At 63.1% G+C, this 15,961-nt stretch carries 11 protein-coding genes; 7 read left to right on the forward strand and 4 right to left on the reverse strand.

What is annotated here, in order from left to right; all coding sequences use genetic code 11:
* The first annotated feature begins 42 nt into the window (after positions 1–42).
* The 4 genes from V3330_RS02155 to otsA all read left to right on the forward strand — a co-directional run bounded on the left by V3330_RS02155 (position 43) and on the right by otsA (position 6,057).
* Entirely contained in the window at positions 43–1,941 is a 1,899-nt protein-coding gene (locus V3330_RS02155) for an ATP-binding cassette domain-containing protein (RefSeq protein ID WP_354693736.1), read from the forward strand.
* A gap of 39 nt (positions 1,942–1,980) precedes the next feature.
* Positions 1,981–2,742 (forward strand): trehalose-phosphatase, encoded by a 762-nt coding sequence (otsB, locus tag V3330_RS02160; RefSeq protein WP_354693882.1) that lies wholly within the window; start codon positions 1,981–1,983, stop codon positions 2,740–2,742.
* A 48-nt stretch (positions 2,743–2,790) separates the two neighbouring features.
* The gene (locus V3330_RS02165) at positions 2,791–4,578 is read left to right on the forward strand and encodes a glycoside hydrolase family 15 protein (RefSeq protein ID WP_354693737.1); all 1,788 of its coding nucleotides are present in this window, start codon (positions 2,791–2,793) and stop codon (positions 4,576–4,578) included.
* Positions 4,579–4,647: 69 nt separating this feature from the next.
* On the forward strand, positions 4,648–6,057 hold the full coding sequence (otsA, locus tag V3330_RS02170; RefSeq protein WP_354693738.1) for an alpha,alpha-trehalose-phosphate synthase (UDP-forming): 1,410 nt from the start codon (positions 4,648–4,650) through the stop codon (positions 6,055–6,057).
* Positions 6,058–6,186: 129 nt separating this feature from the next.
* On the opposite strand, the gene V3330_RS02175 is transcribed toward otsA, so the two are convergent.
* The gene (locus V3330_RS02175; protein ID WP_354693739.1) at positions 6,187–6,675 is read right to left on the reverse strand and encodes a YHS domain-containing (seleno)protein; all 489 of its coding nucleotides are present in this window, start codon (positions 6,673–6,675) and stop codon (positions 6,187–6,189) included.
* A 194-nt stretch (positions 6,676–6,869) separates the two neighbouring features.
* A complete protein-coding gene (locus V3330_RS02180; protein WP_354693740.1) occupies positions 6,870–7,058 on the reverse strand; it encodes a hypothetical protein in 189 nt (62 codons plus the stop codon).
* Between the two features lie 189 nt (positions 7,059–7,247).
* Here V3330_RS02180 and V3330_RS02185 point away from each other — a divergent pair, with 189 nt between their 5' ends.
* Positions 7,248–9,491 carry a sigma 54-interacting transcriptional regulator gene (locus V3330_RS02185; protein WP_354693741.1) on the forward strand — a complete coding sequence of 748 codons (2,244 nt, stop codon included), beginning with the start codon at positions 7,248–7,250 and terminating at the stop codon, positions 9,489–9,491.
* Positions 9,492–9,521: 30 nt separating this feature from the next.
* Here the strand turns inward: V3330_RS02185 and V3330_RS02190 are convergent, their stop codons facing one another.
* Positions 9,522–10,658: a lipid A deacylase LpxR family protein gene (locus V3330_RS02190; protein ID WP_354693742.1), complete on the reverse strand. Its 1,137-nt coding sequence runs from the start codon at positions 10,656–10,658 to the stop codon at positions 9,522–9,524.
* 414 nt (positions 10,659–11,072) lie between these two features.
* Between V3330_RS02190 and V3330_RS02195 the strand changes: the two genes are divergently transcribed.
* The gene (locus tag V3330_RS02195; protein ID WP_354693743.1) at positions 11,073–11,582 is read left to right on the forward strand and encodes a YkgB family protein; all 510 of its coding nucleotides are present in this window, start codon (positions 11,073–11,075) and stop codon (positions 11,580–11,582) included.
* Between the two features lie 217 nt (positions 11,583–11,799).
* On the opposite strand, the gene V3330_RS02200 is transcribed toward V3330_RS02195, so the two are convergent.
* Positions 11,800–12,594, reverse strand: a complete 795-nt coding sequence (locus V3330_RS02200) for an alpha/beta hydrolase fold domain-containing protein (protein WP_354693744.1) — start codon at positions 12,592–12,594, stop codon at positions 11,800–11,802.
* 113 nt (positions 12,595–12,707) lie between these two features.
* Here V3330_RS02200 and V3330_RS02205 point away from each other — a divergent pair, with 113 nt between their 5' ends.
* A complete protein-coding gene (locus V3330_RS02205) occupies positions 12,708–15,890 on the forward strand; it encodes a WD40/YVTN/BNR-like repeat-containing protein (protein ID WP_354693745.1) in 3,183 nt (1,060 codons plus the stop codon).
* Positions 15,891–15,961 lie beyond the last annotated feature (71 nt).

Genomic DNA, 15,961 nt, shown 5'->3' on the forward strand with positions numbered 1-15,961 from the left:
TGGCGTAGAATGCGCCTCGACGCTCCGGCCATTGCGACCCCCATGCCCCTTTTACGACTCGACAACGCCAGCCTTCACTACGGCACGCACGCCCTGCTCGATGGCATTGACCTCAAGGTCGGCACCGGCGAAAAAATCGGCCTGTTGGGGCGTAACGGCGCAGGCAAGACCACCCTGCTCAAGGTGCTCTCCGGCGACGCGGCCCTGGATGGCGGCGAACGCTGGGTGCGGCCCGAAACCCGCATCGCCTGGCTGAAGCAGACGCTGCCGGCCGCGGACGCTCAAACCGTTTACGACGTCGTCGCGGAAGGGCTGGCCGAAACCGGGCGGCTGCTGGCCCAGTACCACCATTTGCTGCTCGAAGAAGGCGAAACCGACATGGACGCCCTGGCCCGGGTGCAGCACGATCTGGAAGCGCGCGACGGCTGGAGCCTGCAGCAACGGGTCGAATCCACCATCAGCCAGCTCCGCCTGCCGATCGATGCGCCGATGACCACGCTTTCCGGCGGATGGCGGCGCCGGGTCGCGCTGGCCCAGGCCCTGGTCGGCAGTCCGGACATACTGCTCCTGGATGAACCCACCAACCACCTGGACATACCCGCCATCCGCTGGCTGGAAGAACAACTCCGGGCGTTTACGGGCAGTCTCGTACTGATCACGCACGACCGACGCTTTCTGCAAAACGTCGCCACCAGCATTGCCGAACTGGACCGCGGACATCTCACGCAATGGGCGGGCGACTACCAGGGCTTTCTGCGTCACCGCGAGCAGGAACTGGCCGCCGAGGAGCGGGCCAATGAGCTGTTCGACAAGCGTCTCGCCCAGGAAGAAGCCTGGATTCGCCAGGGCATCAAGGCACGGCGCACCCGCAACGAAGGCCGGGTTCGTGCGCTGAAGGCGATGCGCGAAGAACGAAGTGCGCGCCGCGAGCGCACAGGAACGGCCAGCTTCGCAGTCGAGAACGCAGGCCGCTCGGGCCGGATCGTGGCCCGCCTGGACCAGGTCAGTCACCGATTCGAAGACCAGGTCGTGATTCGGGATTTCTCCACCGTGATTCGCCGCGGCGATCGCATCGGTATCGTGGGCGCCAACGGCGCCGGCAAATCCACCCTGGTGAAAATCCTGCTGGGCGAACTGACGCCCACCGGGGGCGAGGTCACCCTGGGCACCCGCCTGGACATCGCCTACTCGGACCAGCTGCGCGGCCAACTCGATCCCGAAAAAAACCTGATCGACAACGTCTGCGAAGGTCAGGACTTCATCGATCTGAACGGCCGGCGCCGCCATGCCATCTCCTACCTGGGCGACTTTCTGTTCAGTCCCGACCGGGTCCGGATGCCGGTCAAGGCACTGTCCGGGGGCGAGCAGAATCGTGCCGTGCTCGCCCGCCTGTTCAGCAAGCCGGCCAACCTGCTGGTGCTGGACGAGCCCACCAATGACCTCGATATCGAAACCCTGGAACTGCTGGAGGAAATCCTGCTCGAATTCGACGGTACCGTGCTGCTCGTCAGCCACGACCGCGAATTCATGGACAACGTGGTGACCGGCCTGATCGTGCTGGACGGCGACGGCGGCGTGAGCGAACACGTGGGTGGCTACGGCGACTGGGAGGCCCGTGGCGGCACCCTGCACGCGCCGGGAGACAAACCCGCCGCGAAATCCAGCCCCGCCAGGGCGGCACCGAGGGACCGCGAATCCACACCCACTCCCACCCGCAGGCGCAAGCTGTCGTACAAGGACCAGCGCGAGCTCGACGCCCTGCCCGCCCGCATCGAGATTCTCGAACAGCAGCAGTCAAATCTGGCCGAGACCCTGTCCGACCCGGCCTTTTACGACGGCAACCCCGAAGACATCGAGCGCGTCACCCGGGATCTGGCCGAAGTGGAAGCGGAACTGGAATCCGCGTTCGCCCGATGGAACGAGTTGGAAACGCAGCCGTGAGGTTTTTTCAGCTGAACCAAAGCCTGTAAATTGAGTTCGGTGAACCAGCCGCCCCAAACCTTCGATCCCACGCGTACCGCGCTGTTTCTGGATGTGGACGGAACCCTGCTCGAGATCGAGCAACATCCCGATGCCGTTGCCGCCGATCCGGATCTGATCCAGGCCCTCGGGGCGGCATCGCACGCCGTTGACCACGCACTGGCGTTGATCAGCGGCCGCAGCCTGGAGGATCTGGACCGCATTTTCAGCCCCGAACGATTCGCGGCCGGCGCGGCCCACGGAACCGAACTGCGCGGCGCCGACGGTGCGACAAAAAAACGGCCCGCGCCATCGCTACCCGCCGGGATGCTTGCGAGGCTTGACCGTTTTGTCGCTCGCGCCGACGGACTGCTCTGCGAACGCAAGGCCGCCGGATTCTCCCTGCATTACCGCAAAGCCCCCGATTACGAACCACAGGCTCGATCCCTGGTGAAGGAAATTCTGGCCGAACTGGGTGAAGACTTCCGCCTGATCGATGGCAAAATGGTGCTCGAAATCGCCCCGCGCGCCCACACCAAGGGTGAAGCGATCCGGTGGTTTCTGTCCTCGCCACCATTCACCGACCGGCGGCCCGTTTTCGTCGGAGACGACGTCACCGATGAAGACGGATTCCGATACGTCAACACACTCGGCGGTTACTCGATTCGAGTCGGCGGCAACGCCGGCAGTCTGGCACGATACACTCTGGACAATGTCGCGGCGGTTCGCCGCTGGATGAGCGGCGCGTTCGCAGCCGGCATCTGCGCCGACACGGACCGTTGACCTGACCGTTGACCTGACCGTTGACTCGAACCGCTGAAAAGGACGGATATGAGCACGCTTAACCTCGGCGTGATCGGCAATTGCCAGATCGCATCATTGATCGACGAAAAGGCCAAAATGGTCTGGACCTGCCTGCCGCAGTTCGATTCGGACCCCGTATTCTGCAGCCTGCTGCGCAAGGACGAAGAGTCCGGGATGCCGGGGTTTTTCAGCATCGAATTGCAGAATTTCGCCGCCAGCGAGCAGGAATACCTGACCAATACCGCGATATTGAGCACGACGCTGCGCGACACCCGTGACGCCGCCATCAGAATCACCGATTTTGCGCCGCGCTATCGCTATGTCGGCCGCATGTTCACACCGATGATGCTGGTGCGCCGCGTCGAGCCCGTCTCCGGCAGCCCGCGAATCCGAATACGCCTGAAACCGGCGAGCGATTACGGCGCGGCCCCGGTCCGGACGACCCACGGCAGCAACCACATTCGCTACGTGTGCTCGGATACCGTGATGCGACTGACCACGAGCGCATCACTGACCCATGTGCTGGAGGAAAACGGCTTCATCCTCGACCGGCCAATCTACCTGATCCTGGGACCGGACGAAACGATTCGCGAATCGTGCGAAACCGCCTTCCACACGCACTACCGGGCCACCCTGGACTACTGGCACGAGTGGACCCGCGGTCTGTCGATTCCTTTCGAATGGCAGGGAGCGGTCATCCGCGCGGCCATCACCCTCAAGCTCTGCACCTTCGAGGACACCGGCGCCATCGTCGCCGCCCTCACCACGTCGATACCCGAATCTGCAGGCAGCGGACGTAACTGGGACTACCGATTCTGCTGGCTGCGGGACAGTTACTTCGTGGTCCAGGCACTGAACCGCCTCGGCGCTACCAAAACGATGCAACAGTTCCTCGGCTACATCATGAACATCGTCGGTGACGCCGGCGGTGACGACCTCAAACCGCTTTACGGCATCAGCGGAAGTTCGCGGATGGAAGAAGTCATCATCGACTCGCTGTCGGGCTACCAGGGGATGGGGCCGGTGCGCAGGGGCAACCAGGCGTTCGAGCAGATCCAGCACGATGTGTATGGCGCGGTGGTCATGGCGTCGACCCAGCTGTACTTCGACAAGCGAATGCCCCGAGCCGCGAGCGAAGCCGAATTCCGCCGCCTGGAGGTCATGGGTGAAGTCGCACGGCGCAAATTCGACCAGCCCGACGCCGGCCTGTGGGAGTATCGCGGGCGCCAACGCGTGCATACCTTCTCGGCCATGATGTGCTGGACGGCCTGTGCACGGCTGGCCAAAATCGCCGCGGTGCTGGGTTTGCGCGAGCGCGCGGACTACTGGCGCGGACACGCCGACACCATTCGGGCGGTGATCCTGGAACGCGCCTGGGATCCGAAGCAGCAGTCTTTCACTGAAAGCTTCGGCCGCCCCGAGATGGACGCCAGCCTGCTCACCATGATCGACTTCGGTTTCCTGGCGCCGACCGATCCCCGCTTCATATCCACCGTCGAATGCATCGGCAAAAACCTGCGCCGCGGCAAACACATGTTTCGCTACGTGGCCGCCGATGATTTTGGCGAACCCGAAAATGCATTCAACATCTGCACATTCTGGTACATCGTCGCGCTGGCTTCGATCGGCCGCGAGGAGGAGGCGCGCGACCTGTTCGAGAACATGCTCTCGCTGCGCAACCCCCTCGGTCTGCTTTCCGAGGACATCGACCCGCGTACCAACGGCCTGTGGGGAAATTTTCCGCAAACCTACAGCATGGCGGGCATTATCAATGCATCCGTCCGGCTCAGCCGCTCATGGGAAGAGGCGCTCTGAGCCACAACCCGAAACCGCGTTCCGGCCGCATGGTATTTTAGGAGTCTGCCACCAGCACCCGGAAGGACCATGACGGATGCAAGCGACCAGCGACTGGTCATCGTATCGAACCGGGTTGCCCGCCCGAAGAAGAAAGGGGCCGCCGCCGGTGGGCTGGCCGTGGGCGTTCTGGCCGCCCTGCAGGAACACGGCGGAGTCTGGTTCGGTTGGAACGGCAAACTGACCGACGGCGAAGCGACCGACCCGGAAGTCATCACCGAGGAAAACATCGACTACGCGACGATCGCGCTGAACGAGGTCGATTACGAGCAGTACTACAATGGCTACAGCAACCGGGTCTTGTGGCCGGTATGCCACTACATGCTCGACTTCATTCAGTACGACGCGGCTGATTTCGAGGGCTACCGCCGGGTCAACGCGGTGTTCGCGCGCAAGCTGATGTCCATCCTCCGACCCGACGACATCATCTGGGTTCACGACTACCATCTGATCCCGCTCGCCTCGGAACTGCGTGCCGCCGGAGTGACCAATCCGATCGGGTTCTTTCTGCACGTTCCCTTTCCCAGCTACGAAGCATTTCGCGCCGTACCCGGTCACGAGTATCTGCTCCGCGCCATGTGCGCCTACGACGTACTCGGCTTTCACACGGCCGGAGACCTGGCCGCATTCGAAACCTGCGTGCGGGAACCCATCATCGGCGCGGATTTCCTCGACGACCACGTCATCCGGGTACCCGGCGGGCAGTTGATCGCAGACGTTTTCCCCATCGGGATCGATGTCGCTCAGATCACGGATCTGGCGGCAGCCGCGACAGGCACGGAAGAAGTGAAGAAGATGTTCCGCAGCCTGGAAGGGCGGGACCTGATCATCGGCGTCGACCGGCTGGACTACAGCAAGGCGCTGAAACAGCGTCTGCTCTCTTACGAGCGTCTGCTCGAACGCTACCCCGACACCCGCAGCCACGTCACGATGATGCAGATTGCGCCGCCCACCCGGACCGGCGTACGTACCTACGACGAGATCCGTTCACAGCTCGAGCGCACCTCGGGACGCATCAACGGCCGCTTCGCCGAATCGGACTGGGTGCCCATCCGCTATCTGAACAAGGGCATTTCCCGCGACCAGTTGATGGGCTTTTTCAGGCACGCGAAAGTCGGGCTGGTCACGCCCGTGCGTGACGGCATGAACCTGGTCGCAAAGGAATACGTGGCCGCGCAGGACCCCGCCGACCCGGGCATGCTGGTGCTGTCGAGCCTGGCCGGCGCCGCGCGCGAACTGAAAAGCGCCGTGATCGTCAACCCGTACGACCGGGACGACGTCGCGGACGGAATCGCGACCGCGCTGGCCATGCCGCTCGAGGAGCGCAAGCAGCGCCATGCCGACATGATCGACGTGCTGCGCAGGAACGACATTACCCGGTGGCGGACACGCTTCGTCGAAGCGCTGCTTCGAAAACGCGAGTTTTCCAAACCGGCCTGATGCCACAGCGCCCGTTGTCGGGCCGGTCCCTTGAGTCCCTTCCACCCGCCTCGCAGGGTTTCATGGAGGAGACAACAAGAAACGACGCGGCCGGCAGCAACGTTTGCCGGCCGCGCCGAAGGGAGGTGATCAGAGCAGGTCGCCGACCGCCTTGTGCTGGATTTCCGGCCAACGCTTCTCAGCCGTCTTCAGTGTTTTCTGCGGATCCTCCAGGTACTTCTGGAAGATCGCATCGTTGACGAACAGGTAGAGCTTTCCATCCACGATGTCCGCGTAACGCGGATCGCCGTCCAGTTTCTTGCCCAGCGCCACGGCGAACGCACAGTAGCCACCATACTGGGGCAGGTACTTTTCCGGGTTTTTCGTAAACGTTTCCGCCGACTGCTTCGAGGCGAAGTAGTAGGCGTTGCCGTCGTGCAGGACGGTATGGGTGGCGGTGCCCCGCGCCACCGCGCCGACACGGGACAGAGCGACGGTATCCACACCGCGAAGCCCCAGGGGCACGCCGTCGAGCGTGACGCCCTTCGACACGTTGTATTCGTCCACAGCGAAAGCCGGGTTGTGGATCAGCAGCGCGGCGGCGGACGCCAGCACAATCGATTTCAATGGGTAAGACATGATGATCTCCTTGGATTGAGGATTGATGAAACTTTCAGTCATTCCACCGGATGTGGCCGAAACCCTGACCTCGGGTTTTACGGCCCGCGCCGGTGAGCGCGCTTGCTTCGATGAGGCATCCTGTGTTCGTTCCGTTCCTGACCGTCTTCTTCGGAACCGGCGGTTGCGACGAACGTCTCGCGAGCGGACCTGCATCAGTACCGCTCGGATCGAAGTCGCCCGATGTACGCTTCGAACGCAAGCGGCGCTTCGGCCAGCACCCCCTCATCGAAGGCCAGATACGCTTCAACCGCATCGGACTGCTCGACCATGGGGACGGCGCCATAGGATTGTTCAGGGAAGGCTTCGGTCACCGCCAGGGCGACCAGTGCCGAAGGATTCAAGTCAGTTACCCTTTCCATCTCACTCTCCGGGTTGTGGTTGTCGTCAGTTCACCCGGTAAAACGCAAATGTCATGCCAAAAGCAATTTTTCGCATAAAACAATGTGTTAAAGTCTGGTGACTCGTGAGGGGATACCGGGATTCCCAATATTTCGAGAGCATTTTCAAAAATCCGTATCGGAGGCTGGACCGTGCAACTGTCCATGTCGGATTTCATCGACACTGCGCCAGGGCTTTTTGCCGTGGTGGATTCATCCCTGAAGTGCCGGACCGCGAGTCCGGCGCTCCGGGCGTATCTGGGGAAGGACTGGCAGGATGGTGATCAGCCATCCCTGTTCGCTTGCCTGACACCACAATCAGCGGATCGGGCTCAGGCGGCGATTGACGCCGTGCTCGCAGGCGGAACATGCCCTGACGAGGTGCCTGTGGAGTACGGCGATCCAGCGCGGCGCCAGTCCGGCCGACTGGATGCGTGGCCGATCGCTTCCGCCGGAGCGGATTCGTTGATCGCGGTCCAGATCAGGCCAGCCTCTCCGTCCGACGGCCTGCAGCAGCGTTACCAGGAGCTGACCGAACTCAGCGACATGATTCTCGAGGCCGCCGGCGATGCCATTTACGGCATCGATGCCGACGGCCGCACGACTTTCGTCAATCGAGCGGCGACGGAACTGCTCGGCTGGAAGCCGGAAGACATCCTCGGCAAGCTGTTGCACGAACTTCACCATCACTCGCACGCGGACGGCAGGCCCTATGCGCTGGAGGCATGCCCGATCAACGCGGCAATCCAGAACGGCGAGGTTCAACGCGTGGACAACGAGGTGTTCTGGACCGCGGACGGTGATGCCGTACCCGTTGAATACACCAGCACACCCATCATCCGGAACGGCGAAATCACCGGCGCCGTGGTCGTTTTTCGCGGCATACGGGCGCGCCTGGAGGCCGAGCAACAGCTGGAGAAAAGCTATGCCGAACTCGAGGCTCACAAGCGACATCTCGAGGTAATCTTCGAATCCGCCGGCGAGGGCGTCTACGGCCTCGACCGCGACGGCAACGGAACCTTCGCCAACAAGGCCGCCATCGAACTGCTCGGCTGGCAGTTGCAACAGGTGGTCGGAGGCGGCGTGCATGAAATGCACCACCACTCCCACGCCGACGGCTCACCCTACCCGCGCTCGGAATGCCCGGTGTACGCCGCCCTGCGCGATGGTGAGGTCCATCGCGTCGACGACGAGGTGTTCTGGACCAACGACGGCTCTGCCGTCCAGGTCGAATACACAAGCACACCGATCCTGACCGATGAGGGCGAGCCGGACGGCGCGGTGGTCGTTTTCCGCGACATCACGGAGAGACGACGCATCGAAGCGGAACGTGACGAAGCTTTCGTTCGGATCCGTGAACTCAACAAGCAGCTTGAACAGGAGCGCGATTACCTGCGCGAAGAGATGGACCTGACCGTCAATTTCGGCGAGATCATCGGCGAGAGCGCGGCTCTGAAACAGACGCTGAGCCAGGTCCGCGCGGTGGCCGCCACCCCGGTGAACGTACTCATTCTCGGAGAATCCGGCGTCGGCAAGGAAATGATCGCCCGGGCCATCCACGCGGCCAGCGACCGCGATTGCGGCCCCCTCATCAAGGTCAATTGCGCGTCCATCCCCAAGGAATTGTTCGAAAGCGAATTCTTCGGCCACGTGAAGGGCGCGTTCACCGGAGCACACCGCGACCGGGTGGGCCGCATGCAACTGGCGGACGGCGGCACCCTGTTCCTCGACGAGGTCGGGGAAATCCCCATGTCCCTGCAAAGCAAGCTGCTGCGCGCGCTTCAGGAAAGCGAATTCGAACGCGTGGGTGACGACCGCACGGTTTCGGTCGATGTCCGCATCGTCGCGGCGACCAACAAGAATCTGCGCGCGGAAGTCGAAGCCGGGCGATTCCGCGAGGACCTGTACTATCGCCTGAGCGTGTTTCCCATCACGGTTCCGCCGCTCCGGGAACGGAGAGACGACATCGTTCCGCTGGCGATCCATTTCATCAACCGCTTCTGCGACGACCTCGGCCGGGAACGGCTGTCCATTACCCAGCAACAGGCGGAGGAATTGCGCGGCCATCGTTGGCACGGCAACATCCGTGAGCTCAAGAACGTCATCGAGCGCGCCATTATCCTGAGTTCGGGGTCCCGGCTGGCGCTGGACCTGGCTCCGGCCGCCTCGCCCACGGCGTCGCGCCCTGCGGCAGTCCGCGAAGCAGACGACGGATTCGTCACCGAAACCGAGTTCCGCGAACTCGAAAAGAAAAACCTGATCGCAGCGCTCAAACGGGCCAATTGGCAAGTGTCCGGCTCGGGCGGCGCGGCTGAATTGCTGCACGTCAAGCCCTCGACCCTGACCTACCGGATGAAAGCGTTCGGGATCACTCCCGAAGAGCACGCGGATCCCTGAGGCACACGTACCGACAGGTCGTTCGGCTGGCTAGAACGACCTGCTAAGCGTTACGCCGCCCCAGGTCACGAATCGCGGCTGCTGCCCGTGACGAATCTCCCGGGTCTGCACGCGAAATGCGTAGTTCAGATCGAAACCGGGCAGCGGAATCACCAGGCCAACCGCGACTTCAGCCTGCAAATGGTGCAGATCCGAAGACGACCACGTGACCGGACTGTCTCTGAACTGGCCCTGCAGCAGCGCGTTGTACGCGCGCGCGCGCAGCTTGAAGTTCGCCCACAGGTACCGGTCCCGGCCGCGTCCATACCCCGCGGAAGGAGCGGCGGGTGGCTGGGCGCCGTAGTCGGCGACATCGGGGTAGAACCGCCACCACGGTGTCGCGATACGGCCCCACCGAATGCCCAGTGATACATCGGCCTCGGTGAGATAGCCGATGCTGCCTCCCGCCATCAGCTTGACGTCGTAACCGGAGCGTTCCCCCCGGCCGGAGGCCAACAGCCGGTGATACGCCAGCGCGTAGCGCGCCGTCAGTTCCCCGTCGTCCGAAATCTGGTGAGCGTAACCTTCGGGGCGATCGCTGCCGACCAGCCGGTGGACGGCTTTGTGAGTCCACTCGCCGATCGAGGTGCCCAGCAGGCCAACCGTCAGCGTGCTCTGAAAGGCCTCGCTTCCCAGGGGATGCAGCAGGTATTGCGAATTGCTCAGCCAGGCGAGGCTCGCGTAGGGACGGTCATCGTGGACCGGGCCGGCCTGCCGGATATCGGGGGTAAACACCGCCAGGCCGAACTGCAGCGAGTGATCGGGCGGGCGTTCGCCTTCCACCGCATGAAAGGCGCCGGTCGGCAGCTTACGGTTCAGCCAACTCAGGGCGGGATCGAGTGACAACGCGCTTTCGCTCGCCCGCTTGCCGCCCAGGGTCACGGCCAACCCGCCCGTATAGTCCCGGTCCTTGTCGTGACCGGCCAGAAGGTCGTTATCGACGGCGATCGACCACCCGCTGTTCCAGGGCTCGGCATCGAGATTCGCGACCTCGTCGTGCTGCGGCCATCCGGAACGGCCCGGCTGATCCGGATACTCCCAGCCGACGCTGACAGGAGCGAATCCCAGCAGCACGGTAAATAGCAAGGTCTGAATCGCTCTACGCGGGCTGATGGGACCTGCGTTCATCCGGCTAATATCTGACGGTCGAGTCATGGCTGCTGTTCCATTCCAAAAAAGTGGATCGAAACAGAAGCAATGAGCGTGCCAATGGATCCGGCCTGCAGATTCAAACCGATTTATCGTTTAATTTCAGCACGCTGGAAAACGTGACCGCATTCGGCGGACGGTCCATTCCCGCAGCGCTTGCGAAATTCCGCGCCGCCGGCACGAATTTTCGAAACGCATCGCGAATTTCGGTGCCCGCACCCGGACCGCGCCACTCGGGCGGCAGGTTCCCGAACGACCTGAAAATTTCAACTCACTGACTTGCTTGACTTTTTTCGATTACCTCCACAACGAATCCGTTTTGGCCGGAATCTTGCTTTAACTGCCTGCAGCCGATTCCGGCGCATTGAACCGAAAACACAGGAGGAACTCTTCATGTCCGCATCATTCGCCCTCGTAAGCCGGCCACTGTCTCCATCCGAACAATCCGCAGCCCTGACCGCCGCCAGGAACCTCACCCTGTCCGACCACGCGGTTCGATATGCCCTCATCCTCATCCTCGGGTGGATGGGCGCGATGAAGTTCACCGGCTACGAGGCAGAAGCCATCCAGGGGCTGGTCGCGTCGAGCCCATTGATGTCCTGGCTGTACGGCATCGGTTGCCAGCAAACCGTGTCTAACGGCATCGGGGTGATCGAACTCGTCACCGCGGCCGCGCTGGCCGTCGGCCCGTTCAACCGCGCGATTGCGATCTTCGGTGCCGCGTTGGCGGTTGCGATTTTCAGCGTCACGCTGAGCTTCCTGTTCACCGCACCGGGTTGGGAGGCCAGCCTGGGCGGTTTTCCGGCGCTGTCCGTCGTCCCGGGTCAGTTCCTGCTCAAGGACCTCGTCCTCTGGACGGTGTCGATTTCCCTGCTGGTCCGCGCAATCAACGGGCGGAGATAAACCTTCCGGACTCCGCAACCGGGTCCTGAAACCCGATCACGGGCCGGACCGGCCAGGTTATCGTTGGCTGGTCCGGCCGTTTTTACGGAAAACTCTTGAGCCGGAACCACCGCGGCGCACCGGATGAACGGGATACGGGACGATTAACCGGCCTCTGCGAACCGACACCGGATGGCGGACGTCGGAACGCTCGCACCCAGGCCGAAAAGAGATTGCCTCACAAGTATTCCCGCAGAAAGCGGATGACGATGCCGGCAGCGAGTTCAGCGCGGTCGCGCTGCAGGTCGAAGGCGTGTCCCAGCCCGGCGAAAACGTGCAGTTCCACGGTATTGCCGGCCTCGACCAGCGCCTGATGGAGATCAAGGGTGTGCCGCACCGGCACGCGGGCATCCTCGGCTCCGGCCAGCAGCAGAACGGGCGGCCAGCGGTTGGCCGCGTAGGCCAGTGGACTGGCGCGACGGTACGCTTCCCTGGAGGCCCCGGATCCGAGCAGACTGCGCACCGTGTCGTCTTCGCTTTCCGCATCCAGCCCCTGCAGGCGGGTGGGCGGGTAAAACGCGCAGACGGCGCCGACCGACGATGCGTTCGCCTCCGTTTCGCCGTCCTCCGGGCCCTCGGATTGGGCCGCCGCGACCATCAGCGCGAGGTGTCCGCCGGATGAGTTCCCGGAGACCGCTATGCGTCCCATATCGATTTGAAACTCGTCGGCCTGGCCGCGCAGCCAGGTGACGGCCGTGCGGACATCATCGAGTTGAGCCGGCCAATGCGCGCGGGTGGACGGCCGATAGTCAGTCGCCAGGCAGACGAAGCCCGCCTGGGCCAGGGCCAGTCCGTAGAACTTCTGCTGGGAGCGGTCACCTTCGCGCCAGCCACCGCCGAAAATCAGCACCACCGCCGGCCGCCGCTCTGCTCCGCATTCCGGAGGCAGGTACAGATCGGCCTTCAGTTCTTTCGACGGATCGGCGTCGAGGGTCAGCGCCGTCCGGATTTCCACGCGAGGCGTGTTTGTCATGAATTCGTCCTGTTCTGCCCCAGCCCGATGCGCGGACCCTAATTATGGCATTGAAAGCCCCGCGCCGATCCGACATTCTAGGCCGAACTGCCGCACTGCCCTCCGAGGATCCCATGAGACCCAAAGCCTTTCGCGCCACCCGTTCACCGCTTCTGATCGGCTCGTTACTTCTGGCCATTTTGCTGTCACCCATGTCGACCGCGGCACAGGACACCGGAACTGACGGGGCAAGGGACTACTTCGACGGACTGCAGGCCCGCAACATCGGCCCCTGGCGCGGTGGCCGCGTGACCACGGTGGCCGGCGTTCCCGGCAATCCCTATGTGTACTACATGGGCGCAACCGCCGGAGTGTGGAAAACGACCAATGCGGGCTCCGACTGGGTCAACGTATCCGACGGATTTTTCCGAACCGCTCCGGCCGGTGCGATCGACGTGTCGATTTCCGATCCCAACGTGGTGGTGGCTGGAACCGGCGAATCCCCGTTCCGGGGCGTGATGTCGGCGCAGGGCGACGGGGTCTACAAGTCCACCGATGCCGGTCGAACCTGGAAGCACATCGGCCTGGAAAACTCACGCCAGATCGGCTCGGTGAAGATTCATCCCACCGATCCCGACACGATCTGGGTGGCGGTTCAGGGGGGAGCCTGGGCACCGCATGAGGGCCGGGGCGTGTGGAAGACCACTGACGGCGGGTCGAACTGGCGGCAGGTGCTGACCACCGACAACGACACCACCGGCGCGGTCGACCTGAAGTACGACCCGTCCAACCCCCGCATCCTGTATGTCACCCTGTGGGACATGCAGCGCCAGGCCTGGGAAATCCGTTCCGGCGGCCCGGGCAGCAGCCTGTACAAGTCCGCCGACGGTGGCGAGACCTGGAAGCGAATCGCCGGTAACGGCCTGCCCGAAGCCTTCGGCAAGGCCGGGGTCGCACCTTCACCGGCCAAACCCGGACGGGTCTGGGCCCTGATCGAAGCCGAAGAGGAGGATGCCGGCCTGTACCGCTCCGAGGATTTCGGCGAATCCTGGACCCGCGTGAACAGCGATCCCCTGATCCGCTCACGCGCCTGGTACTACATGCACATCCACGCCGACCCCCGGGATGAAGAAACGGTGTACGTGCTCAACGCCCCGTTCATGAAATCAGTCGACGGGGGCAAGACTTTCGAACGGGTCGGGGTGCCGCACGGCGATGTCCATGCGCTGTGGATCAACCCCGACCATCCGAAATGGATGATCAACGGCAACGACGGCGGCGCCAACGTGTCGTTCGATGGCGGCACCACCTGGTCGACCCAGCACAACCAGCCCACGGGACAGTTCTACCGGGTCAACACCGACAACCAGCGCCCTTACCGGGTTTACGGAGCACAACAGGACAACTCCACCCTGGCCGTCTCCAGCCGGGGATACGACGGCAGCATCGGGCGCGAGGACTACGAAGTGCTGGGCGGGTGTGAAAACGGCTACATGGCGTTGAACCCCGACAACCCGCGTTACATCTACAGCGGCTGCTACCTAGGCCTGATCGAGGAATACGACCGCGAGACGAAGACCGCGCGCTCGATCCAGGCCTACGAGGAATTCGGTATCGGCGTGCAGCCGAAAGACGCGAGGTACCGCGCCAACTGGAACGCCCCGATCCTGGTCTCACAGCACGACCCGGAGGTGATCTATCACGCCACGCACGTGCTGCTGAAGTCCACGGACCGCGGTTTCAACTGGACCGAAGTCAGCCCCGACCTCACCCGGAACGAGGCCGACAAGCAGGGAAAAATGGGCCGGCCGTACAGCAATGAGAACATCGAGGTTTACAACACCATTTTCGCTCTGGCCGAGAGCCCGCACGACGCCTCGACCCTGTGGGCCGGCAGTGACGATGGCCTGGTACATGTGACCACCGATGCCGGGACCAACTGGCGGAACGTGACTCCCAGGGGAATCGGCCGCGCCATGATCAACGCCATCGAAATTTCCCCGCACGACCCGGAAACCGTGTATGTCGCCGTGCACAAGTTCAAGTCCGGAGACGACACACCCTACATCTACCGCACGGATGACAACGGCAAACGGTGGAGCCGGATCACCGGCGGTATTCCCGAAAACGAGTACGTGCGCGTGGTTCGCGAAGACCCGCAACGCCCCGGCCTGTTGTACGCCGGTACCGAACGCGGTCTGCACGTTTCCTTCGATCGCGGCGAATCCTGGCAGTCCCTGCAACTCAACCTGCCGGCGGTACCCGTGACCGACCTCAAGGTACAGGACAACGACCTGGTCCTGTCCACCCAGGGCCGTGGCTTCTGGATCGTCGACGACATCACGCCACTGCGGCAGTGGAGCGCCTCCGACGAGGAGGCGGATGTGTTCCTGTATACGCCGGCCGTCGCCTACCGCTGGGCCAACGGCAACAGTTTCGGCAAACCCGAATACACCAGCCCCAACGTGCCTGACGGCGCCCTGCTCTATTTTGCGCTGGCGACGGAGCCGGACCTCGAAGCGGAAACCCTGAAACTGGAAATCCTCGGTGCGGACGGCGCCGTGCTGCGCACGCTGACCTCCGATGCGAAAGCCGGCCCGGCGGGCGGCAAAGGCGGAAACGGATACGCGCTGCCCGCCCGACGCGGCATCAATCGTGTGGCCTGGGACCTGAAAGTCGATCCGGTGACCCGAGTACCCGGTTTGTATCAGTTCGGCGCACCGGCCGGCGGCGCGATACCGGGCTATACCCTGCCGCCGGGCGACTACACGGTCCGGCTCAGCCTGGGCGACACCGTCCACGAGCAGCCGCTCACCCTGCGTTGGGACCCGGTCTTCGAATACACCCAATCGACCGTCGATACGCAACAGGAATACCTGCGCCGTGCTTTCGACATGCTGGACGAGTTGTACCGCAGCGTTTTGAGCCTGCAGACCGTCAAGCAACAGGTCGAGGCGCGCATCGGCATTCTGGAGACCATGGAGGAACAGGATGAGGCTATCGACAGGGCGCAGTCACTGATCGACGCCATTGAGGCGTGGGAAAGCACTGTCATCAATCGCAAGCGCTCGAACGGACAGAACGTGTTGGCCTATGAGCCCGGTTTGAATTTCAAGCTCTTCACGCTGATCAGCAGTCTGGACGACGCCATGCAGGGTGTCACCATGGGTCAGCGCGACCGCTTCGACGACCTGGAGCGTGACTGGCGATCCGCCATGGCCGCGCGCGACGGCCTGCTCGACACCGAAGTCGCCGACTTCAATGCGGGCGGCGGATCGACCCTGCTCGTTCCACCGCTGCACCCACTCACCAACTGATCTGGCTCACAGAATGTTCCAATTGGCTTGAAATTTTTTTCCCAAAAGATTTCAATCAGGCAATGACAACC

Origin of the sequence: Elongatibacter sediminis, from assembly GCF_037892215.1 — a bacterium.
Taxonomy (GTDB): domain Bacteria; phylum Pseudomonadota; class Gammaproteobacteria; order Xanthomonadales; family SZUA-36; genus Elongatibacter; species Elongatibacter sediminis.

What these genes read in the sequence shown, in the direction of transcription:
- V3330_RS02155 (WP_354693736.1), top strand. Translation starts at nt 43, where the DNA reads ATGCCCCTTTTACGACTCGACAACGCCAGCCTTCACTACGGCACGCAC.
- V3330_RS02165 (WP_354693737.1), top strand. Translation starts at nt 2,791, where the DNA reads ATGAGCACGCTTAACCTCGGCGTGATCGGCAATTGCCAGATCGCATCA.
- otsA (WP_354693738.1), top strand. Translation starts at nt 4,648, where the DNA reads ATGACGGATGCAAGCGACCAGCGACTGGTCATCGTATCGAACCGGGTT.
- V3330_RS02175 (WP_354693739.1), bottom strand. Translation starts at nt 6,675, where the DNA reads ATGTCTTACCCATTGAAATCGATTGTGCTGGCGTCCGCCGCCGCGCTG.
- V3330_RS02190 (WP_354693742.1), bottom strand. Translation starts at nt 10,658, where the DNA reads ATGAACGCAGGTCCCATCAGCCCGCGTAGAGCGATTCAGACCTTGCTA.
- V3330_RS02195 (WP_354693743.1), top strand. Translation starts at nt 11,073, where the DNA reads ATGTCCGCATCATTCGCCCTCGTAAGCCGGCCACTGTCTCCATCCGAA.
- V3330_RS02200 (WP_354693744.1), bottom strand. Translation starts at nt 12,594, where the DNA reads ATGACAAACACGCCTCGCGTGGAAATCCGGACGGCGCTGACCCTCGAC.
- V3330_RS02205 (WP_354693745.1), top strand. Translation starts at nt 12,708, where the DNA reads ATGAGACCCAAAGCCTTTCGCGCCACCCGTTCACCGCTTCTGATCGGC.